Source organism: Sediminicoccus sp. KRV36 (genome assembly GCF_023243115.1).
In the GTDB taxonomy this organism is placed as follows: domain Bacteria; phylum Pseudomonadota; class Alphaproteobacteria; order Acetobacterales; family Acetobacteraceae; genus Roseococcus.
On the sequence record NZ_CP085081.1, the window covers coordinates 513,940 to 536,721 of the forward strand.

Annotated in this window: 19 protein-coding genes; 8 read left to right on the forward strand and 11 right to left on the reverse strand. The window is 69.3% G+C overall.

All coding sequences use genetic code 11. The features are described 5' to 3' along the window. Positions 1 to 68: 68 nt before the first annotated feature. A complete protein-coding gene (locus tag LHU95_RS02450; protein ID WP_248709790.1) occupies positions 69 to 1,421 on the reverse strand; it encodes an extracellular solute-binding protein in 1,353 nt (450 codons plus the stop codon). Positions 1,422 to 1,550: 129 nt separating this feature from the next. On the opposite strand from LHU95_RS02450, the gene LHU95_RS02455 reads away from it, so the two are divergent. From LHU95_RS02455 to LHU95_RS02465, 3 genes are read left to right on the forward strand one after another with little or no spacing between them, the layout of a single operon-like run. Further along, positions 1,551 to 2,669 carry an FAD-binding oxidoreductase gene (locus LHU95_RS02455; protein ID WP_248709791.1) on the forward strand — a complete coding sequence of 373 codons (1,119 nt, stop codon included), beginning with the start codon at positions 1,551 to 1,553 and terminating at the stop codon, positions 2,667 to 2,669. Continuing rightward, a complete protein-coding gene (locus LHU95_RS02460; protein ID WP_248709792.1) occupies positions 2,666 to 3,637 on the forward strand; it encodes a threonine/serine dehydratase in 972 nt (323 codons plus the stop codon). Before LHU95_RS02455 ends, LHU95_RS02460 begins: the two co-directional genes overlap by 4 nt. 8 nt (positions 3,638 to 3,645) lie before the next feature. Beyond that, the gene (locus tag LHU95_RS02465) at positions 3,646 to 4,257 is read left to right on the forward strand and encodes a DUF1345 domain-containing protein (protein ID WP_248709793.1); all 612 of its coding nucleotides are present in this window, start codon (positions 3,646 to 3,648) and stop codon (positions 4,255 to 4,257) included. A 26-nt stretch (positions 4,258 to 4,283) separates the two neighbouring features. Here the strand turns inward: LHU95_RS02465 and secA are convergent, their stop codons facing one another. Next, on the reverse strand, positions 4,284 to 7,019 hold the full coding sequence (secA, locus tag LHU95_RS02470) for a preprotein translocase subunit SecA (RefSeq protein ID WP_248709794.1): 2,736 nt from the start codon (positions 7,017 to 7,019) through the stop codon (positions 4,284 to 4,286). Between the two features lie 197 nt (positions 7,020 to 7,216). On the opposite strand from secA, the gene LHU95_RS02475 reads away from it, so the two are divergent. From LHU95_RS02475 to LHU95_RS02490, 4 genes are all read left to right on the forward strand, one after another. Then, positions 7,217 to 8,179, forward strand: a complete 963-nt coding sequence (locus LHU95_RS02475; RefSeq protein ID WP_248709795.1) for a peptidylprolyl isomerase — start codon at positions 7,217 to 7,219, stop codon at positions 8,177 to 8,179. 3 nt (positions 8,180 to 8,182) lie between these two features. Then, positions 8,183 to 9,424, forward strand: a complete 1,242-nt coding sequence (gene argJ, locus LHU95_RS02480; protein WP_248709796.1) for a bifunctional glutamate N-acetyltransferase/amino-acid acetyltransferase ArgJ — start codon at positions 8,183 to 8,185, stop codon at positions 9,422 to 9,424. Then, positions 9,405 to 10,349 (forward strand): 8-oxo-dGTP diphosphatase MutT, encoded by a 945-nt coding sequence (mutT, locus tag LHU95_RS02485; protein ID WP_248709797.1) that lies wholly within the window; start codon positions 9,405 to 9,407, stop codon positions 10,347 to 10,349. The genes argJ and mutT overlap by 20 nt, the downstream gene beginning before the upstream one ends. 66 nt (positions 10,350 to 10,415) lie before the next feature. Continuing rightward, positions 10,416 to 11,204: a molybdopterin-binding protein gene (locus tag LHU95_RS02490; protein ID WP_248709798.1), complete on the forward strand. Its 789-nt coding sequence runs from the start codon at positions 10,416 to 10,418 to the stop codon at positions 11,202 to 11,204. A gap of 12 nt (positions 11,205 to 11,216) precedes the next feature. On the opposite strand, the gene LHU95_RS02495 is transcribed toward LHU95_RS02490, so the two are convergent. Together LHU95_RS02495 and argE are read right to left on the reverse strand one after the other, a co-directional pair. Next, positions 11,217 to 12,197: a succinylglutamate desuccinylase/aspartoacylase family protein gene (locus LHU95_RS02495; RefSeq protein WP_248709799.1), complete on the reverse strand. Its 981-nt coding sequence runs from the start codon at positions 12,195 to 12,197 to the stop codon at positions 11,217 to 11,219. Then, on the reverse strand, positions 12,194 to 13,363 hold the full coding sequence (gene argE / locus LHU95_RS02500; RefSeq protein WP_248709800.1) for an acetylornithine deacetylase: 1,170 nt from the start codon (positions 13,361 to 13,363) through the stop codon (positions 12,194 to 12,196). Before argE ends, LHU95_RS02495 begins: the two co-directional genes overlap by 4 nt. A 44-nt stretch (positions 13,364 to 13,407) precedes the next feature. Between argE and LHU95_RS02505 the strand changes: the two genes are divergently transcribed. Next, positions 13,408 to 14,940 (forward strand): M81 family metallopeptidase, encoded by a 1,533-nt coding sequence (locus tag LHU95_RS02505; RefSeq protein WP_248709801.1) that lies wholly within the window; start codon positions 13,408 to 13,410, stop codon positions 14,938 to 14,940. A gap of 551 nt (positions 14,941 to 15,491) precedes the next feature. Here LHU95_RS02505 and LHU95_RS02510 read toward each other — a convergent pair. From LHU95_RS02510 to LHU95_RS02540, 7 genes are all read right to left on the reverse strand, one after another. Further along, on the reverse strand, positions 15,492 to 16,079 hold the full coding sequence (locus tag LHU95_RS02510; protein WP_248709802.1) for a class I SAM-dependent methyltransferase: 588 nt from the start codon (positions 16,077 to 16,079) through the stop codon (positions 15,492 to 15,494). A 65-nt stretch (positions 16,080 to 16,144) separates the two neighbouring features. Further along, positions 16,145 to 17,461 (reverse strand): NAD(P)/FAD-dependent oxidoreductase, encoded by a 1,317-nt coding sequence (locus LHU95_RS02515; RefSeq protein ID WP_248709803.1) that lies wholly within the window; start codon positions 17,459 to 17,461, stop codon positions 16,145 to 16,147. After that, positions 17,458 to 18,177, reverse strand: a complete 720-nt coding sequence (gene fabG / locus LHU95_RS02520; RefSeq protein ID WP_248709804.1) for a 3-oxoacyl-ACP reductase FabG — start codon at positions 18,175 to 18,177, stop codon at positions 17,458 to 17,460. The genes LHU95_RS02515 and fabG overlap by 4 nt, the downstream gene beginning before the upstream one ends. Further along, on the reverse strand, positions 18,174 to 18,593 hold the full coding sequence (locus tag LHU95_RS02525) for a hypothetical protein (protein ID WP_248709805.1): 420 nt from the start codon (positions 18,591 to 18,593) through the stop codon (positions 18,174 to 18,176). Before LHU95_RS02525 ends, fabG begins: the two co-directional genes overlap by 4 nt. Next, positions 18,590 to 19,414 (reverse strand): beta-ketoacyl synthase chain length factor, encoded by an 825-nt coding sequence (locus tag LHU95_RS02530; RefSeq protein ID WP_248709806.1) that lies wholly within the window; start codon positions 19,412 to 19,414, stop codon positions 18,590 to 18,592. Before LHU95_RS02530 ends, LHU95_RS02525 begins: the two co-directional genes overlap by 4 nt. Continuing rightward, positions 19,411 to 20,586 (reverse strand): beta-ketoacyl-[acyl-carrier-protein] synthase family protein, encoded by a 1,176-nt coding sequence (locus tag LHU95_RS02535; protein ID WP_248709807.1) that lies wholly within the window; start codon positions 20,584 to 20,586, stop codon positions 19,411 to 19,413. Before LHU95_RS02535 ends, LHU95_RS02530 begins: the two co-directional genes overlap by 4 nt. Further along, on the reverse strand, positions 20,583 to 22,760 hold the full coding sequence (locus tag LHU95_RS02540; protein ID WP_248709808.1) for an MMPL family transporter: 2,178 nt from the start codon (positions 22,758 to 22,760) through the stop codon (positions 20,583 to 20,585). The genes LHU95_RS02535 and LHU95_RS02540 overlap by 4 nt, the downstream gene beginning before the upstream one ends. Positions 22,761 to 22,782: the final 22 nt, after the last annotated feature.

Here is a 22,782-nt window from a genome sequence, read left to right on the forward strand (position 1 = left end):
GCATTCCTTTTGAAAAAGGGCCCCTCAGAACGCGAAAGGCGGGCGGGGGGTCCCCCGCCCGCGCCGTATCAGCCGCCGCGGCGCATGTTGGTGATCTCGCGCTCCAGCCAGGCCAGCGCCTGCTCGATCGTCTCGCCACCCTGGGCGACGCGCGCGATGACCTTGGTGTTCAGCGCCTGGATGTACATCTGGCTCGCCAGCTCGGCCGGCGCCGGCGAGAAGGCGATATGCGCCGTCGCCTGGTGATGCGGCTTGTTCGGATAGTTGAACACGGTGCCGACCGGCGGGCCTTCCGTCTCCCAGATCTTGAAGTCGCTCATCGAGCCGAAGGGCGGGATGTCATAGCCGTTCGAGGTGTTGGTGGTGAGTTCCGCCGCCTCGCGCGAGCTGATGAATTCCAGGAATTGCTTGGCCACCGCCTTGTTGCGCCCAAAGCTCCAGATGCCCGAATTCCAGGGCAGATAGGCGAGGTAGCGGCCGCGCGGGCCGGCCGGCATCGGGATGGTCCAGCACTTCTCGGCCACCTGCGGCGCATCGCGCTTGGCCACTGCCCAGGCGGAGGGCGGGTTGAAGATCAGCGCCGAACGGCCGGAGATCAGCGCGCGGTTGTTCGCCGCATCATCCCAGGCCCAGACGTCATTCGGCAGGAAGCGCGAGAGGCGGACGGCATAATCCATCACCTGGCGCAACTGCTGGTTGCCACGGATGGTGGGGTTGCCGCGCTCATCCGTCACGCGCGCGCCATAGCTTTCGAACAGCGCGCCGACCCAATCCACCGAGTCGGTGAACTGGCCCATCGGCAGGCCGAAGGGGAAACCGGCCTTGTGGCAAGCCTCGGCGGCGGTCAGGAAGGTGTCCCAGGTCCAGGTATTGGCGGTGGGGCCGGCGCGGTTCTCGGCCGGCCACATGGCGCGCACGTCAATCCCGGCATGTTCCTGCATCAGGTCGAAGCGGACGCAGGCGGGCTTGTTCTGCGTGCCGGAGGTGGCGGGCACCGCGCGCCAGGCGCCACGGTGCTTGGCCAGGAACTCGGCCGCCGGGTTGGGCGGGCCGTAGCGGGTGATGAGGCGCGTCATCACGTCATCCACCGGCTCCAGCTGGTCGGCATAGGCGCCGATATCCCAGGGCGAGAGCGAAAGAATATCATGCCCGCTGCGCGACTGCGCCTGGGCGGCGGCCGTCAGCTGCAGCTGGTTGCCCACCGTCGTGATGAAATCAATATTCACCGTGACGCGATTGCGCTCACCGAATTGCGTGGCGAGCTGGCGCAGCGCGCCATTGCCGGTGGGCACCCAATGGTCCCAGAAGGCGCAGCGCAGCACGGTGGTCGGTTGGCCGAAAACGGCGGGCGCGGATAATGTGCCGGCGGCCAAAACGCCAGCGCCCATGGCGGCACGACGTGACAGATCCCTGTTTGCCATTCTTGAACTCCCTTGGATTTTGACCGCGGTCTGCGCCGCTGGTCGGCAGGTTACGCATTCTCTCGCACCAAGCGCAACCGGTCATGCCGCCGGCTTGCCGCAAGGCGCGGCAAGGCTGAGGATAACGACATGGACACCCATCATTTCGATGCCATCATCATCGGCGCCGGCATCGCCGGCGCCACGGCCGGGGCGCATCTTTCCACCACGCACAAGGTGGCGCTGCTGGAGGCCGAGGAGACGGCCGGCTACCACACCACGGGCCGCTCCGCCGCCATCTGGATCCTGAGTTACGGCAGCGCCGATGCGCGCATCCTGACCAGTGCCTCGCGCGGGTTTTTCGAAGCCCCGCCGCAGGGCTTCACCGATGTCGCGCTGGCCCATGCGCGCGCCGTCCTCACCCTGGCCGATGCCGCGCAGGCGGATGAACTGGCGGCCTCGCTCGATGCCGGCCGCCTCGCCCTGCCACTGCATGAGGCGCGGGCCCTGGTCCCCGCGATCCGCGCCGATTGGGCGGTGGCCGCGGCGATCGAACAGGACGCCTTCGACATTGACGTGGCGGCGCTGCACCAGGGCTTCCTCACGCAGTTGCGGCGCGCGGGCGGCGTGCTGGCGCTGCGCCACAAGGCGGGGCGCATCTGGCATGCCAAGGGGCTGTGGCACGCGCAGACCAGCGGCGGGGAAGTCTTCACCGCGCCCATCCTCGTCAACGCCGCCGGCGCCTGGGGCGATGCGGTGGCCGGGCTGGCGGGCGTGGCGCGGATCGGCCTGCAACCCAAGCGCCGCACCGCGCTGATCATTGATCCGGGGCCTTATGACAGCGCCGACTGGCCGCTGGTCGGGGATCTGCACCACAGCTGGTATGTCCGCCCCGAGGCGCGCGGCAAGCTCATGCTCAGCCCCGCCGATGAAACCGACAGCGAGCCCTGCGACGCCCAGCCGGATGAGCTGGATGTGGCCATCGCGGTGGACCGCATGCAGCAGGCGCTCGATATCCCGGTGCATCGGGTGGAGCATCGCTGGGCGGGCCTGCGCAGCTTCACGCCGGATCGTGGCCTGGCCATTGGCGGCTGCGCCGCGCCCGGCTTCTTCTGGTTCTGCGGCCAGGGCGGCTATGGCATCCAGACCGCGCCCGCGGCCGGCCGCCTGCTCGCGCAGTTGGTGCGCGGCGAGGCGCCCGATGCCGATCTCGCCGCCGCCGTCACCCCCACCGACCCCCAGAGATTCACAGAAAGATTTGCCGCATGACGCCGAATTTCGATGACGTGCTGGCGGCCGCGCAGCGCCTCAAGGGGCGCATTCGCCGCACGCCCATGCTGCGCCATCGCGCGCTGGATGAAGCGGCCGGCGGCGTCGTGCTGATCAAGCCCGAGCCCTTGCAGATCACCGGCAGCTTCAAGCTGCGGGGCGCCACCAATGCCGCGCTTCAACTGCCGCCTGAGGCGCGGGCGCGCGGCATCGTCACCCATTCCTCCGGCAATCACGGCCAGGCCATCGCGGCCGCTTGCCATGCGCTCGGCATGCCCGCCCTCATCGCCATGCCGCAGGATGCGCCGCGCGTGAAGGTGGAGGCGACGCGCGCCTGGGGTGCCGACATCCATTTCTTCGACCGGCACGGCGTGGATCGCGATGCGCTGGCCGCCGATCTCGCGGCGCAGCGCGGGGCGGCGCATATCCCCCCCTTCGATCATGCCGATGTCATCGCCGGGCAGGGCACCGCCATCCTGGAGTTGCTGGAGGATGCGCTGGCCGCCGGCTTCAAGCCCGACCAGCTGGCCATCTGCACCGGCGGTGGCGGCTTGCTGGCGGGCTCCGCCCTTTCGGCCCGGGCCATGGCCCCGCAGGCGCGCATCTATGCCATCGAGCCGGAAGGCTGGGATGATTACGGCCAGTCGCTGCGCGCCGGCCACCGCATCGCCAATGATGGCCAGGGCGCCGGGCTTTGCGATTCGCTGCTGTCGAAGCAGCCGGGCCAGATCACCTTCGCGGTCAATGCGCCGCGCGTCACCGATGGCCTGGCGGTGACGCCGGATGAGGTCTTCGCCGCCATGCGCTTCGCTTTCACCCACCTCAAGCTGGTGGTGGAACCAGGCGGTGCTGTGGCGCTGGCGGCGGTGCTGGCAGGCAAGCTCGCCACGCGCGATGCGGTGACGGGCATCATCCTCAGTGGCGGCAATGTGGATGCGGCGGTTTTCGCGCAGGCTATGGCGGCCTGAGCCTGGCGATGCGCCTCCCTGGTATTCTGCGCCACGGCTTCACCCTGCAAGGCCTGGGTACGGGCTCCGCGACCTTCCTGCTGCTCTGGGCCCTCGGCCTCTCGCTGGAGACGGCGGGGATGCTGGGGTGGTCGGCGCATATCCTGATCTATGCGGGCCTGGTGCTGCACCGCCTGGGCGATGCGCCGGCCGAGGCCATGCGCGGCCGCGCGCGGGAAATGACCGGCGGGCGTGCCGTACTGACCGGGCTGTCCGTCCTGGCGGCAGGTGCCTCGCTGCTGTTCCTGGTGCTGCGGTGGGATGGCCAGGCCGGCGCGATCGCCATCCTCGCGATCATTCTTTCGTGGTTCTATGTGCACCTGCTCTTTGCGCAGGAATATGCGCATGAATACTGGATGCAGGAGCGCGGCCTGGTGTTTCCGGGCGGCGACGGCACGCCGGAATTCGCCGAATTCCTCTATTTCGCCTTCACCATCGGCATGACCTTCCAGGTGAGCGACGTGACCACCGACAGCCCCGGCATGCGGCGCCTCGTGCTGCTGCACGGGCTGGTGGCCTTCGCCTTCAACGCCGTGATCCTGGCGGCGGCCGTGAATATCGTGGCCGGCGCGGCCGGGTAGGGGCCGCAAGCCGCGGCCCGGTCAGGTCAGGTCTTGCCGTGGCAGTGCTTGTATTTCTTGCCCGAGCCGCAGGGGCAGGGCGCGTTGCGCGGCGTCTTGTCCCAGGTGGACATGTCATTCGGGTCCACCTCGGAAATCACCCGGGTCTCCTGCCGCGCGATGGCCGCGGCGCCGTAATCCGCGCCCACCGGGGCTTGCGGCGCCATCTCATAGGGTTCGGCATCCGGGGCGGCGTGGCGCATGTCGGTCACGCGGATCGGCTCTGGCTCGGGCAGCGGCGCGTCGGCCGTGAGTTCGAGGCGCAGCAGCAGGGAGGTCACGCGCTCGCGCAGATCCTCCAGCATGTTGTTGAACAGCGCGAAGGCCTCGCGCTTGTATTCATTCAGCGGGTCGCGCTGGCCATAGGCGCGCAAACCAATGCCTTGCCGCAGATGATCCAGGCTGAGCAGATGCTCCTTCCACACCTGGTCAAACAGCTGCAGCAGCAGCGACTTCTCGACCATGCGCATGAAGTCGGGGCCGAGATTGGCGGCCTTGGCGGCCGCTGCCTGGTTGGCCGCCGCCTCGATGCGTTCACGCACCTGGACCTCGTCAATGCCTTCTTCCTTGGCATAGGCGGCGATGGGCAAATCAAGGCCCAGCACGTCCCGCACGCGCTTTTCCAGCCCCTCCAGATCCCATTGCTCGGGATAGGCATTCTCGGGGATGGCGCGGTCCACCATGGCGCCGATGGTCTCGTGCCGCATCTCGGCGATGGTCTCGCTGAGGTCGGCGGCTTCCATATAGGCGCGGCGCTGGGCATAGACCTCGCGCCGCTGGTCATTCATCACGTCGTCGTATTTCAGCAGGTTCTTGCGCGTGTCGAAGTTGCGCGCCTCGACCTTCTTCTGCGCCTTCTCCAGCGCCTTGTTGATCCAGGGATGGATGATCGCCTCGCCCTCCTTGAGGCCGAGCTTCGTCAGCATGCCGCCCATGCGGTCACTGCCGAAGATGCGCATCAGATCGTCTTCGAGGGAGAGGAAGAAGCGGCTGCCGCCCGGGTCACCCTGGCGGCCGGAGCGGCCACGCAGCTGGTTGTCGATGCGGCGGCTCTCATGCCGCTCCGTGCCGATGACGAACAGCCCGCCGGCCGCCTTCACGATGGGCTGTGCCAGCGCCACCTCGGCCACATGGCGCGCGAAGACCGTGTCGTATTCCTCGCCATGCCCCTCGGGCACCTCGGCCTTGGCCAGCATATCCGCATTGCCGCCGAGTTTGATGTCGGTGCCTCGGCCCGCCATGTTGGTGGCGATGGTCACGGCCCCCGCGCGGCCCGCCTGCGCCACGATGCCGGCTTCCTGCTCGTGATAACGTGCATTCAGCACGTTGTGCGGAATGCCCGCCTGCTTGAGCAGGCCCGAGATCAACTCGCTCTTTTCGATGCTGGTGGTGCCGACCAGGCAGGGCTGGTTGCGCTCGCGGCATTCGCCGATCAGCTTGATGACGGCCTCGTATTTCTCCAGCGCGGTGCGATAGACCTCGTCATCCTCATCCTTGCGCGCGACGGGCACGTTGGTCGGGATTTCGACGACTTCCAGCTTGTAGATCTCGGCGAATTCATCGGCCTCGGTCGCCGCCGTGCCGGTCATGCCGGAGAGCTTGGGATAGAGGCGGAAGTAGTTCTGGAAGGTGATGCTGGCCAGCGTCTGATTTTCCGGCTGGACGGTCACATCCTCCTTCGCTTCCAGCGCCTGGTGCAGGCCATCGCTGTAGCGGCGGCCCTCCATCATGCGGCCGGTGAATTCGTCGATGATGATGATCTTGTCGTTGCGAACGACGTATTCGACATCGAGCTTGAACAGCACATGCGCGCGCAGCGACTGATTCACGTGATGCACGATGGAGACATTGTGGCTGTCATAGAGGTTGCCCTCCACCAGCACGCCGGCCTCGGTCAGCAGGCGTTCGATATCCTCGCCGCCCTTCTCCGTCATGGAGACGGTGCGCTGCTTCTCATCCTTCTCGAAGCGCTCCGTGTCCTTCACGAATTCCACCATCACCGCATCCACGCGGCGATAGAGATCCGACGTGTCATCCGTGGGGCCGGAGATGATCAGCGGCGTGCGCGCCTCATCCACCAGGATGGAGTCCACCTCATCCACGATGGCGTATTGGAAGGGGCGCTGGACCATCTCCTCCAGGCGATACTTCATGTTGTCGCGCAGATAGTCGAAGCCGTATTCGTTGTTGGTGCCGTAGGTGATGTCGCAGGCATAGGCCTCGCGCCGCTCATCATCGCTCAGCCCCTGGACGATGACGCCGGTGCTCATCCCCAGGAAGCCATAGACCTGGCCCATCCATTCGCTGTCGCGGCGGGCCAGGTAGTCATTCACGGTGACGACATGCACGCCCTTGCCGGGCAATGCGTTCAGGTAGCACGGCAAGGTTGCGACGAGCGTCTTGCCCTCGCCGGTCTTCATCTCGGCGATCTTGCCGTCATGCAGCACCATGCCGCCGATCATCTGCACGTCGAAATGGCGCAGGCCGAGCACGCGCTTGCTGGCCTCCCGCACCACGGCGAAGGCTTCTTCCAGCAGGTCGTCCAGCTCCGCCCCTTCGGCCAGGCGGGCGCGGAACTCCGCGGTCTTGCCGCGCAGCGCCTCATCCGACAGGGCGGCGAGCGGCGCTTCGAAGGCGCTGATCGCGGGGAGGCGCGCCTGAAAACGCTTCAGCGAGCGGTCATTCGCAGAACCGAAGATGGCACGGGCAAGACGAGCGAACATGAGCTGTGGATTCTCTCCGGGCGCCGCCCGCGGGAGGGGCGGCTTTGGGCTACGGACAGGTAAGGTCCCCATGCCCCCGGGTCAACGTGCCCAGGGGGTATCCAGGGGGTATCTCGCTGCATCCGGGCCGGTTTGGCCGGGTTGTGGGGGGGGCGACCATCGGCCATTGTCGCGCCGACCCTGATGGATTCTGTCTGATGCCCCGCCTCCCTCTCTCGCTTCTTCTGCTCCTCGCCGCCGGCCCGGCCCTGGCCCAGGGCCCGGCGCCCACCCCCGCAGCCGCGCCCGCGCCCCCTGCCACAGCAACCCCCGGCGCGGCCGAGGACCCGAACCCTGTCCTGGCCCGCGTGAACGGCCAGGAGCTCCGCCTGGATGAGGTGATGGCCACCGCCGCCGAGGCGATGCCGGCCGAGCTGCGCAGCGTGCCGCCCCTTCTGCTGCGCACCATGCTGCCGCCCCAGGTCTTCGAGCAGTTGCTGGACCGCGCCATCACCGACCGCGCCATGGTCGCCGCCGCCCGCACCGCCGGGCTGGACCAGGACCCCGAAATTCGCCGCCGCGTGCGCCTCGCCGAGGAGAATGAGCTGCGCGACGCCCTCCTCCGCCGCGAGGTCCTGCCCCGCGTCACCGATGACCTGCTGCGCGCCCGCTATGACCGGGACGCCGCTGGCCGTACCGCCGAGGAGGAGGTCCGCGCCCGCCACATCCTGGTGCCCAACGAAGCCGATGCGCGTGCCATCCTGGTCGAAATTCAGCGCGGCGGGAATTTCGAGGAGGTCGCCCGGCGCCGCTCCACCGACCCTGCCGCGCGCAATGGCGGGGATCTCGGCTTCTTCCGCCGGGGGGATATGGTGCCGGAATTCGCCACCGCCGCCTTCGCGCTGCAGCCAGGCCAGGTCAGCCCGGCCCCGGTGCGCACGCAGTTCGGCTGGCATGTGATCAAGCTGGAGGAGCGCCGCTCCTCGACCGGCCCCAGCTTCGAGGATAGCCGCGACACGCTGCGCCAGACCGTCCTCGAGGAGGAGGTGCAGGCCGCCGTCCAGCGCATCCGCGCCACGACGCGGATCGAGCGCGTGGAGCCGCCCGCCCCGCCCGCCCCCGCCATCCAGGCCGAGCCGCCGGCACCCGCCCGGCCGGCCGCCCCGGCCCAGCGGAGGTAAGCCATGACCGGCCCCGTCTCGCCACTCGCCCTGCCGCTGCCCGCGATGCCTGCCATCGTGGGCGCGGAATGCGCCAGCATCGCCGCCGGCATCCGCTACAAGACGCGTGAGGACATGACCGTCTTCCGCTTCGCGCCCGGCACCACGGTCGCGGGCGTCTTCACCATGAACAAATGCCCCGGCGCACCGGTGGATTGGTGCCGCGCGGCCCTCAAGGGCGGCCGGGCCCGGGCGCTCGTGGTGAATGCCGGCAACAGCAATGTCTTCACCGGCAAGGCCGGCCGCGAGACCTGCGCGCGCACCGCCGCCGAAACCGCCGCCCTGATCGGCTGCAAGCCGCGCGAGGTCTTCATCGCCTCCACCGGCGTGATCGGCGAGCGCTTGCCGACGGATGTCCTGCTGGCCGCCCTGCCCGGCGTGGTGGCGAAGCTGGATGGCGATTCCTGGGCGCATGCCGCCCGCGCCATCATGACCACCGACACCTTCCCCAAGGGCGCCACCCGCACGGCGAAGATCGGGGACACCACGGTCACCATCTGCGGCATCGCCAAGGGCAGCGGCATGATCGCGCCCGACATGGCGACCATGCTCTCCTTCATCGCGACCGACGCGAAGATTCCGGCCGCCGTGCTGCAAAAGCTGCTGTCGAAGGGCAATGCCAAGAGCTTCAACTGCGTCACCGTGGACAGCGATACCAGCACCTCGGACACGGTGCTGCTCTTTGCCACCGGCCAGGCGAAGCACGCGCGCGTGCCGGCCGATATCCCCCCTGGGGGCGGCCCCATGCTGCGGGATTTCGCCCGCGCGCTGGACGAGGTGCTGCACGAACTCGCCCTCATGGTCGCGCGCGATGGCGAGGGCGCGCAAAAGTTGATCACCATTGACGTGACCGGCGCCGTCTCCGCCAAATCCGCGCACCGCATCGCCATGGCCATCGCCAATTCGCCCCTGGTGAAGACCGCGATTGCCGGCGAGGACGCGAATTGGGGCCGCATCGTCATGGCCGTCGGCAAGGCTGGCGAGCCGGCTGACCGTGACAAGCTTTCCATCGCGGTGGGCGGCGTCTGGATGGCGCGCGAAGGCGGCGTGATCGAGGGCTATGACGAAGCCCCGGTGGTGGCCCACATGAAGGGGCGCGAGGTCGAGATCACCGTGGATATCGGCCTGGGCCGCGGCAAGGCGCGCGTTTGGACCTGCGATCTCACGCATGGGTATATCGACATCAATGGCAGCTACCGCAGCTGATTTTCCCATCACCACGGCGCGGCTCGTGCTGCGCCGCCTGGTGCCCGCGGATGCGCCCGCCGTCACCCGGCTGGTGAACGACTATTCCGTGGCGGGGAACCTCGCCCGCGTGCCCTTCCCCTACCGGGAGGAATTGGCGCGGGAATGGATTGGCTCGGCCGCCGAGCAGATCGAATCCGGGGATGCGTTTCACCTCGCCATCACCCAGGCCGGCGCGCTGGTCGGCTGCATCGGCCTCACGCTCAAGCGCGGCGCGCTGCCCGAGATCGGCTATTGGATCGGCCGGAAATTCTGGGGCCAGGGCCTGGCGCGCGAAGCGGGTGAGGGGCTGCTGGCCTGGGCCGAGACGCATCTGGGCATCACCGAGGTCGAGGCCAGCGCGCTGACCGACAACCTGGCCTCCCAGGCGGTGCTGCGGCACCTGGGCTTCGCCGAGACGGGGGCGGCGGTGCAGCCCTTCCTCTCGCGCAACCGCAACATGCCGGTGCTGATGTTCCGCCGCCTGGCGGCACCGCCGGCACCACCCAAGCCCCTCCTGCTCGTCGTCGCCTGCGCGCTGCTGGATGCCGAGGGGCGCATCCTGCTGGCGCAGCGGCCGGAGGGAAAATCCATGGCCGGCCTCTGGGAATTCCCCGGCGGCAAGCTGGATGAGGGCGAGACGCCGGAAGCCGCGCTGATCCGGGAACTGCGCGAGGAACTGGGCATCGAGACGCAGGAGGCCTGCCTCTCGCCGCTGTTTTTCGCGAGCCATTCCTACCCGAAATTCCACCTGCTGATGCCGCTCTATATCTGCCGGAAATGGGAAGGGCAGGCGGTGGCGCGGGAAGGGCAGAACCTTGCCTGGGTCAAGCCCCAAAAACTGCGCGACTATCCGATGCCCCCAGCCGATATTCCTCTGGTGGCGTTGTTGCGCGACTTTCTGTGAAAATAAGGGGCTCCGCCCCTTCGACCCCGGCAAGAACCTCAGGTTCTTGCAACTCCGATGAGGAACATGATGGCCAATCCGATCGCTTGCCTGCTCATCATCGGCAATGAGGTGCTCTCGGGGCGCACGCGCGACGCCAATCTGCAATTCCTCGCCACGCGCCTCGGCGAGATCGGCATTCCGCTGCGCGAGGTGCGCGTCATCCCCGATGTTCCGGCCACCATCATCAGCACCGTGAACGAGGTGCGCGCGAAGCATGATCACGTCTTCACCACGGGCGGCATCGGCCCCACGCATGACGACATCACCAGCGAATGCATCGCGGCGGCCTTCGGCGTGCCTTGGGTGGTGCATGAGGAAACCCGCGCGATCATGGCGGCCGACTACGCCCGCCGCGACCCGCCGGTGGAGATGAACGCGGCGCGCATGCGCATGGCCACCCTCCCGCTCGGTGCCGTGCCCATCCGCTGCCCGATGACCTCGGCACCCGGCTTCAGCATGGGCAATGTGCATGTGATGGCGGGCGTGCCGCGCATCATGCAATCCATGTTCGAGGCGCTGGCGCCCTCGCTCACCGGGGGCGTTCCCGTCGTCTCGCGCAGCGTCTACGCGCTCGGCGTCTTCGAGGGGAATATCGCCGAGGGGCTGGAAGCGATCCAGAAGCGCTACCCGGACCTGGATATCGGCAGCTACCCCTTCTATCGCCCGACGCCGGGCAGCACGGGCTTTCCGGGCGGCGGCGTCGCGCTGGTCTCCAAGGGCGTCGCGCTGGCCGAGGTGGAAGCCGCGACGGCCGAGATCACGGCCATGCTGGCGGCGATGGGCGCAACACCCATCCAGGGCGAGCCGGCCTGAGCCGGGGCTGGCTCAGGCGGCGTCTTCCGCGCCCTGCAACCGCGCCAGCCGCACGGCGGTATGGCCGGGCGAGGTGACCAGGCTCGGCATCACCAGCATGCAATCCGCATGGGGCGTGCGAATCTCCGTATCGCCATCCCGTGCGATCAGGGTGCCGCGGTCAGGGATCACCACCCCGCCGCGCCAGGGCTGGGTGAAGGTGAATTCCGCGCTGCGCGCCGTGATGGTGTGGGTGACGCGCGCCAGGCGCGGCGGGGCAAGCCTTGCCAACGGCGCGGGCACCACGCCGGCCAGCGCCAGCATGCGGCGCGTGGCGACCTCCATGCGCTGCACCGTCTCCGCCTCCCAGTGCCAGCCGGCCTCCAGCAGGACGGAGCGCCGGCCGCTGCCGGGCACGGCGAAGCGGCCGTAGTCAATCAGCCGCCGGCCGCCCAGATGGCCGTGATCGGCGACCACCAGCGCCGGCTCGCCTAGCTCCATCGCCAGCCGCACGGAGGCCTGCGGCCCGCCCACCAGGAACAGCGGATCGGACGGCCAGAGCATGGAGTGCAGGTCGAGAATGACATCGGCACCGTCGAACACCGGCCGCAGCGCCCGGGCGCGGCGCAGCTCCGAGGAGCGGCGCGGGCCCTCCAGCGTCGCGATATCCCAGAGGCGGTTCAGATCCTCCTCCAGGAAGCGTGACGCGGTGGGGTCTTCCGCATCGAAGCGCGAAAACGCGTCGAGATTGGCAAAGACCAGCGTGAGGCGCCCGCGGTCCGGGCGCAGCCCTTCCCGCAGCAGGCGGTCCAGCAGGATGGCTCCGGCGAATTCATTGCCATGGGTCAGCGCCACGATGCAGAGATGCGGGCCGGGGCTGGCCGCCTGGAAGCTCCAGACGCCAGGCAGCGTGTTGCCGGCGCGCCAGGGCGTGATGTCGGGTGGCGCCAGCCGCTCGGTGCGGCGCGGCGTCTCCAGCACCTCCGCCAGCGCCGGGGGCAGGCGTGCCTTCATGCGGCGCGCCGCGACTGGCGCTCGATCAGCCGGCCGAGGAAATCGCAGCAGGCGAGCAGCTGCGTGGTGGTGATGAATTCCTCCGGCTGATGCGCCTGCGCGATGTCACCCGGCCCGCAGACGATCGCGGGGATGCCGGCCTCCTGGTAATAGCCTGCCTCCGTGCCGTAGCTGACGAAGCCGGCGCGATTGCTGCCCGAGGCGCGTTGCGCCAGCAGCACCAGCGGATCACTTTCGGGCAGGCCGAGCGGCGGCGCATTCGCGCGGACGCGCAGCTGCATCTCGCTGCCCGGATACACCGCGCGCAATTCCGGCAGGATCACGCTTTCCACATGCGCCACGAATCGCGCGAGGATGTCGGGCGAGGAATCGCCCGGCACCGCGCGGATCTCGAAGGTGAATTCCGCGCGGTCCGGCACGATGTTCAGCACGGTGCCGCTGTGGAAGGTGCCGGCATGGAGGGTGGTGTAGGGCGGCTCGAACCCCTCCACCCGGCGGCCGTCGCGCGCGAAGCTGCGCGCCTCGGCCTTCAGCCAGGCGATGGCTTCGGCGGCGGCCATCAGCGCGTTCACCGTCTCATGCGCGCGGGAGGAATGGCCGGAGAGGCCGGTGAAGACCACATCCCAGCTGGCATAGCCCTTATGGGCGATGACGGGGGCCATGTTCGTCGGCTCGCCCACCACGCAGAAGCCGGGGGGCGGGGCGTGCCGGCCCAGCACGGGCATCAGCCGCGCGGCACCCCGGAAGCTCGTCTCCTCGTCATGCGTGAGGCAGATATGGAAGGGGCGGGCCAGATGCGCCGCGGTGAATTCGGGCAGCATGGCCAGGATGCAGGCAACGAAGCCCTTCATGTCGGTCGCGCCGCGCCCGATCAGCTTGTCGCCATCGGCGCGCAGCGTGAAGGGATCGGCGAGCCAGGCCTGGCCCTCCACCGGCACGCAATCCACATGGGCCGAGAGCGCGATCCCACCCTCCAGCCGCGGGCCGATGATGGCGTGGAGATTGGCCTTGCCATTCTCCAGCATCACGCGGGATTCCACGCCATGGGCTTCGAGTTCGGCACTCACGAATTCAATGAGTTCGACATTGCTGCGGGCACTTGTCGTGTCGAAGGCGACGAGCTGTGCCAGCATGGTCTGGATTCGGGCGATTGACGTCATGGGCATGAGCTTATCCACTCGCCGCGCCGCGTCCATCCGGGGGAGCCGACATGCCGCCACGCATTGCCATTCTGGGCCTTCATCTGGAGGCCAACGCCTTCGCGCCCACCACGCAGCGCGTGGATTTCGAGCGGCAATGCCTGGCGCGCGGCGCGGCGATCAGCCAGCTGGCACGGGCACCCAACCCGCCCTTGCCCGCCGAAATCCCGGGCTTCTACGCGCGGATGGATGCCACGGGCGACTGGACGCCCTGCCCGATCCTGATGGCCGCCGCCCCGCCCGGTGGCCCGATCGCGCAGGCGCTGTTCCTGGATTTCCTGGATGAGATGCAGCGCGGCCTGGCCGCCGCCCTGCCGCTGGATGGCGTCTATGTGGCGAGCCACGGCGCCAGTTCCGCCACGGGCGATGAGGATAGCGACGGCACGATCCTCGCGATGGTGCGGCGCCTGGTAGGGCCGTGCGTGCCCATCGTCGTTACGCATGATCTCCATTGCAATGTCAGCGAGCGGATGATCGAGGCGCTGGATTGCTTCATCGCCTATCGCACCAACCCGCATGTGGACATGGCCGCCCGCGCGGCCGAGGCGACGGATGCGATGCGCGAATTGCTGGCCGGCCAGCGCACCGCCAAGGCCTTCCTGCGCCTGCCCCTGACGCCCCCCTCCGTCACGCTGCTGACCGCCGAGGGCCCCTATGCCGACCTGGTGCGCGATGCCGAGGCGATCATGGCGAGCGACCCCGCCATCCTGAATGCCAGCGTCACCGGCGGCTTCACCTTCAGCGACCTGCCCAAATGCGGCATCACCATCACCGTCACCGCGCGCGATGCGGATATGGCGGCCGCCAGGCGTGCCTGCGCGCAGCTGGCGCGGCGTGGCTGGGCGGAGCGCGCGCGCCACACCCGGCGCCTGCTCTCCATCGCCGAGGCCACGGAACTGGCGCTGCAAGCCGGCCAGGGCGCGGCCCCCCCGGTGATCTATTCCGATGCGGGGGACAATCCGGGCGGTGGCGGGCGCGGCAGCACCACCTACACGCTCAGCGCGCTGCATGCGGCGCGGGTGCCGGGCGTCGTGCTGGGGTTGTTCGTGGACCCGGCCCTTGCGGCCGAAGCGCATGCGCTGGGCGAGGGGGCGCATTTCCATGCCGTCTTCAACCGCGTCGAATCTGAATTCTCGAAGCGCTTCGAATCCGGGGCGCGCATCCTCAAGCTCACCGATGGCGAGGGCGTGGGCCGGCGCGGCACCATGGCCGGCCGGAGCTTCCAGCTCGGCCCCACGGCGCTGCTGGAGCTGGATGATTCGGGCATGAGGATCGTCGTCATCAGCCTGCGCCGGCAATGCCATGAGCCACGCACGCTCGAGATGCACGGCATTGATATCGCCGCCGCGCGGGTGGTGGTGGTGAAAAGCCGCGGGCATTTCCGCGCGGGCTTCGACGAATTTTTCCCCAATGAGCGCATCCATGAGGTGGACAGCGCGGGGCTGACCAGCCCGGTGCTGACCAATTTCGCCTGGAAGCGCCTGCCTCGGCCAACCTGGCCGCTGGACCCCGAGGCGGTCTGGAATGATCCCGGCTGGAATTGATCCTGCCCCGCGCCCTGTGATGCATCGGAGCGATCGGGCGAAGGCCGTTGTAAAGATTTCGCCCAAGCGCTCAGACTGGGACTCAGGAGAGGAGCCCGGGACCACGCAGAACAACAACTCGGACGACGCCGGATGGAACCAGGCATGACGCATCGTGGTGATCCATTCATGCGCTTCGATCGCCTCGCGCCCGAATGCCTTCACGCGCTGATGAACCTGATCACCGATGCGGCTACGGCCGAGCAGGCGTTGGGCCAGCCCATTGCTCTGCTGCATCTGCCTGAACAGGTTGCGGCAGGCCTGCCTGGACGGATGATGCGCCCAACAGCGCAGTCGCCTCGCGATGGTTCAGCCCTTCCCCCGGCACTGCGACCAGCATGCGTTGCCGCAGGCCCAAGGATGGGGCTTTCGGCACCCCTGCCGGCTCCGGCCGGGCAGAGAGTGGGATCAGAACCAAGTCACCGCAGGAAGCTCAAGCGATCCATTCGGCCGGGGCAATGCTCCTGAGCCACATATCCGGGGCGTTGCGTGCATCCAGGCAAAGCAGCACCTCACTCCGTCCGGCGCTCTGCCACGATCAGCACATTCGCGAACGGCGTCTTCCCCCAGCACGGCACCATTCGCGTGTGAAAGCCGCGCCTCTCCAGCACGGCGGCGAGTGCGGCGGGCGGCAACGGATCCACCCGCGCGCCGGAATGGGGCCAGAAGGGCCGTGCCAGGCGTTCCAGCGTCACGGCAAAGCGACCCCGCCACCCGGCCGCCGCATCAAGCGAGCGAAGGATCACCCGCTCACGCGCCGCATCGGCGGCGGCGTGCAGCAGCTTGAGCGCCGCCCCCGCTTCCATCGTGTAGAGCACATCAATCAGCAGCACGGTGTCGCCCGCCGGCACACGGAAATCATGCGCGAGATCCCGCGTGATCGCGGTGATCGGCAAGCCTTTCCCGGCCTCGCGCAGATCCGCCAGTGAGCCCTCGGCCCAATCCAGCGCCGTGCAGGACGGTGCCAGCCCCGCTTCCAGCAACGCGACCGTAATCTGCCCCCGCCCGCACCCGACATCCACCAAAGCGCCAAAGCCCCGCGGCCGCGCGAGGTCCAGCAGGGCAAGATGGATCGGGTCCCGCTTCAACTTCGACGCCACGTAATGGCGCGTAAACCGCCCGCAGCCCCGGTAGCGGGCCGCGGTGCGTGCAAGGGCAGGCTCCGTCAAGCGATACCGGGCCGGCTCGGTTGATGCCCTTCAGGCATGGCGGGGCCTAACCCCAGGCGATGCATGGCGGAGAACACATGGAAAATCGTCTTGAAGGAGAGGATGGGCAGCACCGCACGCCAATCGCCCCGCAGATTTCCGGCCAGCATGTTGATGATGCCATCGCGCATCCACAGCGTATTGCGCGGCGCCATGAAGAGCGAGCGCAGCACAGGGTCGTTGATGCGGTAGATCAGCCAGCCAATCCGATCCATCGCGCGGGCCAGTTCGCGGTTGGTGCGCAGCGCGAGTTGTTCGCCACGCGCCGGGTTATCCAGCCACACATGGGCGGCCTCCGCGCCCAATTCGCCCGCTGTCATTGCCATCAGAACGCCCGTGGAGAACATCGGATCCACGAAGCCGTAGGCGTCCCCGATCATCAGATAGCCATCCCCGCAACCTGATGTGGCGCGGTAGGAATAGTTGGCAGTGCTATGAATCTCGGACGCGATGCTGGCGCCGCGCAGCCTTGCGCTCACCGTCGGGCTGGAGGCGATGCGCTGCATCAGGATGTCCTGCGCGCTGCCCTGCCGCCCCTTCCAGGCCGACGGATTACCGACGAAGCCGACACTCATCACATCGCCCGGCAGAGGGATCAGCCAGAACCAGCCATCCTCGGCCAGATGGATGCTGATATAGCCATCCAATTCGCCCGTGCGCCGCTCCACGCCCTGGAAATGCGCATACATCGCGGCGGTGTTGTTCTTCTTGTTGGCCTCCTTCAGCCGCATCTTGCCGGCCAGGAAGGTATCGCGCCCCGAGGCATCCAGCACGAAGCGCGGCCGGAAGCTCAGCTTCGCGCCATCAGGGCCTTGAGCCTCCACCGCCGCGCGCTCGCCTTTCGCGCCGAAGCGGATTTCCGTGACCTGCGTCTCCTCCCGCGTTTCGGCGCCGAGGCGTGCGGCATTGGCGAAAAGTGCCGCGTCGAAATCCGCGCGCTTCACCTGCCAGGCATGGGTGCGCGAGCGGTTGAGCGCCAGGCGGAAGGGGAAGGCGGCACTGCGCCCGGTGCGGTCGGACACGAATTCGGCGCCGGGCTTGTGCACGCCCATGGCGCGCACCGTGTCCACCACGCCCAGCTTTTCCAGGATATCAAGATTGCGCGGCAGCAGGCTCTCGCCGATGTGGAAGCGCGGATGGCGGGCCTTTTCCAGCAGCACCACGCGGCGCCCGGCTTTCGCGAGCAGGGCGGCCGCGGTCGAACCCGCCGGGCCACCGCCCACCACAAGGACATCCGGCTCCATCATCATTCCTTCCTGGTGCGTGCGGATCATGCCATGCCGCCATTGATGGAAACAACCTGGCCATTGATGTAACCGGCCTGCTCGGAGGCGAGGAAGCCGACCAGATCGGCCACCTCCTCGGGCGTGCCGGCGCGCCTGGCGGGGACGATGGCCGCGATCTGCTGCGTATCCATCACAGCCGCGACGGAGGGCGAGGCGATGATGCCCGGCGCCACCGCATTGGCTGTCACACCCCGGCTTGCCACCTCCCGCGCGAGGGACCGCACCGCGCCATGCAGCCCGGCCTTGGCCGCGGCGTAGTTCACCTGGCCCCGATTGCCCGTGATCGCCGCCACCGAGGAAATGGCGATCACCCGGCCCCAGCGCGTCCCGATCATCGGCAGCATGATGGGGCGCAGCACGTTGAAGAACCCGTTCAGCGAGACATCGATGACTGAGCGCCATTGCCCCTCGCTCATGCCGGCCAGCGGCACGTCATCATGCAGCCCGGCATTATGCACCAGCACCTGCGGCACACCGGCCGCGATCACGGGGGCCAGGGCTTCCTTTGCGGCAGCGAAGTCGCACAGGTCAAAGACCAGGGCCTCGGCCGAATATCCCCCGGCGATCAGGTCTTCGGCCAGGGCCTGGGCGCGGGCGCCATTCGCATGGGCATGCACCAGAACATGCAGGCCATCCCGTGCGAGGCGCCGGCAGATGGCCGCGCCGATCGGGCTGCTGCCGCCAGTGACCAGCGCGCGCCTCATGCCTGTTTCGGCCAGGCGATGACAGCGCGGCCTTGCAGCAGCATGCGGCCATCCTCGGCGTTCAATTCCAGATCGTAGATCACGCCGCCGCTTTCCTCGCTCACCAGGCGGGCCGTGGCCCGCAATTCCCCCAGTTCGGGGTCGTCCAGCCGCTCGACGCTCCAGGCCAGATCGCGCAGCACCGCGACATAGCCGCGCTGGGCCGCGCCGCCGCCCCGCATGGCGCCATGCACGGCCGCGGCCTGCAGCGCGATCTCGATGCCGCACACGGCCGGCAGGATGCCGCCGCGCCGCAGCGGATTGCCGGCTGCCAGATGCGCGCGCGTCCCGCAGACGGCCTGCGCGTCATTCCAGTCCAGGATGCGATCCAGCAGGACCATCGCACCGCCATGCGGCAGCAATTCGGCGGGCGTCATGCCGGCGTGACCTCGATGCCGAGGCTGCCGTCGAAATAGGCTGCGTCGCAGAGGCCGGCTTCACGCCGGGCCAGCTGCTCCAGCAGGCGCAAGGATTGCGCAGCCGGATTTCCCGCCGCCAATGCGGCAAGCCCCATCTCGCGCGGCGCAACGGGCCCCCGGGGCGGGGCGATGGCATGCGTGACGGCCAGCCGCGCCAGGCCCTGGTCGGCAGATGGCGCCAGCACCAGCCCCACGCCGAAGGGCGCGGTCACCGGGCGCAGCCGCGCATAGGGCGCCGGCATCGGGTGGTCATACACACAGAGCAGCACCGGCGCCCCGGCATCCACCTCCAGCATCGCCATCAGCAGCGCCGCCGCCCAGGTGGAATCATGGCAGCCCAGGCAGGTCGCCGGCAGCGGATTGCGGGTCGCGATGGACCAATAGCCGGCCGCGGCATTGTGCACCGAGTTGTGGAATTGCGTGGGTGAGACGATGCGCTCGCGGTCAGCCCCGGCCTGGGTCAGCGCATCCAGGATGGAGCCGACCACCGGCCCGTCGCCATTGGCGCTGCCAAAGACGCAGCGCAGCCCGGCGGGGTCGAGTGCTGCGCCCTCGACCGCCATCTGCGCCACGTGGAGTGCCAGGCGCACCACCGCCCCGGTCCGCCGGCGCTCATTGGGTGCCAGCATCGTCGGCGCGGGGGGCGGGGAGTCCTGCGGCGCGTGGGCCGCGCGCCCGGTCAGGACGGCCTCGCTCGCAGCCCAGCCCTCCAGCCCGGGCCCCCAGAGTGAAACGCCCAGAATGTCGGCGTGCAGGATGCGGGGCTCGGCGCGGCTCATGCGCGGCCCAGCACAAGGCTGCAATTCACGCCGCCAAAGCCGAAGGAATTCGTCACCACATGGCGCAGCGCCGAAGCCTGGTTGGCGATGATCACGCGGCTGCGGAAATCAGGGTCCACCTCGCCGACGCCGAGGCAGCCGGCGATCAGCCCTTCGCTGATGCATTCGCCGATCATCACCGTCTCCAGGATGCCGCAGGCGCCCAGCGTGTGGCCGGTCCAGCCCTTGGTGCTGCTGACGGGCACGGCATCACCGAAGATGGCATGCACGGCGCGGTCCTCCATCGCGTCATTGGCGCGGGTGCCTGTGCCGTGCAGCTTCACCCAATCCACCGCACCCGGGCTGAGGCCCGCGCGGTCCAGCGCCTCGCTCATGGCGCGGATGGCGCCGGCGCCCTCGGGGTGCGGGTGGGACATGTGATGCGCGTCACTGCTCGCGCCCCAGCCGAGCAAGGCGATGGCGGCGCCGGGCGCGTCGCGTTCCAGCAGCGCGAAGCCCGCCGCCTCACCCACCGAAATGCCGTCCCGCAGCGCGTCGCAGGGCCGCGTGGGGCCGGGCGCGATCAATTCGAGTGCCGCGAAGCCGTGCAGCGTCATCCGGCACAGGCTGTCGGCGCCGCCCACCACCACCGCGTCACACAGCCCCGAGTCGATCAGCCGCGTGCCATCCATGAAGCAGCGCGCGGAGGAGGCGCAGGCCGTGGAAATCACGCTGGCCGGCCCGCGCAGCCCGAGGGCCATGCGCAGGAAATCCGCCAGCGAGGCAAGGTCCTGCGTGCCGGCGAAGTCGAAATCCCGGGGCAGCAATCCATCGGGGCCGATGCGGCGATACGCCTCCTCGGCGGCTTCTACGCCCGAGGTGCTGGTGCCCACCACAAGCCCGATCCGGTGCGCGCCATGGCGCGAACATGCCGCCGCCACCGCATCGGCAAAGCCATCGGCCCGCAGCGCCAGATCTGCCAGGCGGTTGTTGCGGCAATCAAACCGCGCGAGGCCGGCCGGAAGACGATGCGCCTCCACCGCCGCGACGCGGCCGATCCAGCCCCCCACCATGGGGTCGAAATCATTGGGGCTGAGGCCGCCGCGCCGGGCGCGCAACCCATCCAGATGCGCGGCCCGCCCGATGCCCAGCGCGCTGACGGCGGTCATGGCGGCGATCGGCATGGGGGTCATTGCGGCAGCCTGGCCGGCAGCCTGGGGGGGGCGGCGATCAGGAAGGCGAAGCCGAGGGAGAGTGCGGCGCCCAGGGCCACCGTGGCGCCGATATCGCGCAGGATCGGCGTGGCACAGGTGGCAAGCAGGCCGAAGGTCAGCAGCGTCATGGCATTGCAGGTGATCAGCGTGCGCAGCGTGCGCGCGCGCTCCTCCATGTCCAGATTTTCCCGTGCCATGAACAGCGCATAATCCAGCCCGACGCCGCCGACCAGCAGCAGCGCGGCCAGATGGATCGGCGAGAGGCTGACGCCGGCGAAGCGCAGCACGGCCAGCGTCACGATCTGCGCGGCGGCGATGGCCCCCAGCACCCGCAGGATGCGGGCCGGCCGTCGCAGCCCGAGGGCAAGCACCAGCAGGATGGCCAGGCCCGCCAACGCCAGCAGCCAGACGGAGCGCGCGCCAAAGCCCGCGAGGATGCCATCCAGCTCGGTCCGGACATCAATGAAGACGGCGCCCGGCGCCTCCAGCGCCTGGGCGAGAGCCGCCACTGAGGTGACGCCGCGGAACTGGATCGCCCCCTGCCAGCCATCGCCGCGCTGGCCCAGCAGGGGCGCAAGGCGCAGGCCGAGCGCCGTATCCGCCAGCTCCGCCGGGCTCCAGGGCGCTTGCACGCGTGCTGCCGCCACCGCAGCCTCGAAGGGTTGGAAGGCGGCAGGGCGGAAGGGCAGGCCGATGCTGGCCTCGGCCAGGCGGGCGGCCAGGAGCTCCGGCGCCGGCAGTGCTGCGCGCCGTTCCAGTTGCCGCGCCATGGAGGGCAGGATCAGCGCGGCCGCCTCATAGCCGCCGATGACACCGGCTTCGACCAGGCGATCCAGCCGGGGCAGCAGCGCCTCCTGGCGTTGCAGGACGGTTTGCGCATCCGGGCCGCGCACCAGCAGAAACTGCCCCGCCTCGGCCGCGCCCAGAGCCTCGCGCAGCTCGGCATCCAGCGCGCGCGCGGCATCCGGCACGGGGCTGAGGGCCGCAAGATCAGTCTCCCAGCGCGGGCCGCCCACCGCCAGGAGTGCACCGCCCGCCAGCAGCGCCAGGGCGATGGCCGCCGCCCGGAACCGCCGGGCGCCCTCCAGCCGATGGACCCAGCGCGCCTCACCCGCCGCGACCGGGGCAAGCTGGGCGGCGACCACCAGCGGCGGCAGCAGCCACCAGGTTGCCGCCGCGGCGGCCAGCAGGCCGATCGCGGCCAGGACGCCCAGTTGCGCAAGGCCGGGAAAGCCCGAAAATACCAGCCCGCCGAGGCCGAGCGTCGCTGTCGCCACCGCCAGCCAGAAGGCCCCCCGGATGCGCGCGCGCGTGCCATGCGCGGCCTCGTGATGCTTGCGGTGGCCGAGCAGCAGCACGGGGTAGTCGAGTGTCACGCCCAGCATGGTGACGCCGAAGCCCAGCGCGATGGCATGCACCGAGCCAAAGAACAGCCCCGTCAGCCAGATCCCCAGGGCGACGGAGAGCAGCACCGGCACCGCCAGCGCCGCGAGGACGAGCAGCGAGCGGAAGCGCCAGGCCAGCAGGGCCACCACCAGCAGCGTGGAGATGACGGCGATGCGGTCCACATCGGCGCGAATGCCGCGTGACGCTTCGCGCGCGATCACCGCCGGGCCGGCCAGCAGCAGCCGCGCCGGCCCGGGCTCCGCCAGGGTGAAGGCATCGGTGATGGCAGCGAGCCCGGCCTCCTGCGCGGCCATTTCCGTCCCGCCCCCGGCGATCACGGCCAGGATGACGGCGCGCGGCGCCTCCCGTCCGGTCACGAACCAGGCGCCATCCCGCGCCGTTAGCCGATGATCCGCGCCGAGCATGGCGAGCCACGCCGGAAAGGCGCCGATCGGGTCCGGCAGGGCGTAGCGCGCGACCAGCGGCGCCGCCGAGGAGCGCAGCCCGCGCAGCACCTCCTCCAGCGCGCGACGCAAGGCGGCGGTTTCGAAGATTTCAGGGCGAATCAGGGGTGAGAGCAGATGCCGCTGGGCGAAGATCCGAAGCTCATCGGCCTCGCTCCAGGCCGCTTCGCCGCCGGCGATCCGACTGAACCGCGCATCCGAGGAAAGCCGCGCCTGCATGGCGCGGCTGATGCGCGCCAGCTCCGGCTCCGCGGCAACTTCGAGAGCGACCAGAACCAGGCCCGCCGTGCCGCCCTGGCGCATCTCCCCCAGCATGGCCTGGGCG

Excerpts from the sequence above, each read along its gene's own strand:
- LHU95_RS02460 (WP_248709792.1), top strand. The coding sequence starts at position 2,666 with ATGACGCCGAATTTCGATGACGTGCTGGCGGCCGCGCAGCGCCTCAAG.
- LHU95_RS02540 (WP_248709808.1), bottom strand. The coding sequence starts at position 22,760 with ATGCGCCAGGGCGGCACGGCGGGCCTGGTTCTGGTCGCTCTCGAAGTT.
- LHU95_RS02455 (WP_248709791.1), top strand. The coding sequence starts at position 1,551 with ATGGACACCCATCATTTCGATGCCATCATCATCGGCGCCGGCATCGCC.
- LHU95_RS02450 (WP_248709790.1), bottom strand. The coding sequence starts at position 1,421 with ATGGCAAACAGGGATCTGTCACGTCGTGCCGCCATGGGCGCTGGCGTT.
- LHU95_RS02475 (WP_248709795.1), top strand. The coding sequence starts at position 7,217 with ATGCCCCGCCTCCCTCTCTCGCTTCTTCTGCTCCTCGCCGCCGGCCCG.
- fabG (WP_248709804.1), bottom strand. The coding sequence starts at position 18,177 with ATGAGGCGCGCGCTGGTCACTGGCGGCAGCAGCCCGATCGGCGCGGCC.
- LHU95_RS02525 (WP_248709805.1), bottom strand. The coding sequence starts at position 18,593 with ATGACGCCCGCCGAATTGCTGCCGCATGGCGGTGCGATGGTCCTGCTG.
- LHU95_RS02490 (WP_248709798.1), top strand. The coding sequence starts at position 10,416 with ATGATGGCCAATCCGATCGCTTGCCTGCTCATCATCGGCAATGAGGTG.
- secA (WP_248709794.1), bottom strand. The coding sequence starts at position 7,019 with ATGTTCGCTCGTCTTGCCCGTGCCATCTTCGGTTCTGCGAATGACCGC.
- LHU95_RS02495 (WP_248709799.1), bottom strand. The coding sequence starts at position 12,197 with ATGAAGGCACGCCTGCCCCCGGCGCTGGCGGAGGTGCTGGAGACGCCG.
- LHU95_RS02535 (WP_248709807.1), bottom strand. The coding sequence starts at position 20,586 with ATGACCCCCATGCCGATCGCCGCCATGACCGCCGTCAGCGCGCTGGGC.
- LHU95_RS02505 (WP_248709801.1), top strand. The coding sequence starts at position 13,408 with ATGCCGCCACGCATTGCCATTCTGGGCCTTCATCTGGAGGCCAACGCC.
- LHU95_RS02465 (WP_248709793.1), top strand. The coding sequence starts at position 3,646 with ATGCGCCTCCCTGGTATTCTGCGCCACGGCTTCACCCTGCAAGGCCTG.
- LHU95_RS02515 (WP_248709803.1), bottom strand. The coding sequence starts at position 17,461 with ATGATCCGCACGCACCAGGAAGGAATGATGATGGAGCCGGATGTCCTT.
- mutT (WP_248709797.1), top strand. The coding sequence starts at position 9,405 with ATGGCAGCTACCGCAGCTGATTTTCCCATCACCACGGCGCGGCTCGTG.
- LHU95_RS02530 (WP_248709806.1), bottom strand. The coding sequence starts at position 19,414 with ATGAGCCGCGCCGAGCCCCGCATCCTGCACGCCGACATTCTGGGCGTT.
- argJ (WP_248709796.1), top strand. The coding sequence starts at position 8,183 with ATGACCGGCCCCGTCTCGCCACTCGCCCTGCCGCTGCCCGCGATGCCT.
- argE (WP_248709800.1), bottom strand. The coding sequence starts at position 13,363 with ATGCCCATGACGTCAATCGCCCGAATCCAGACCATGCTGGCACAGCTC.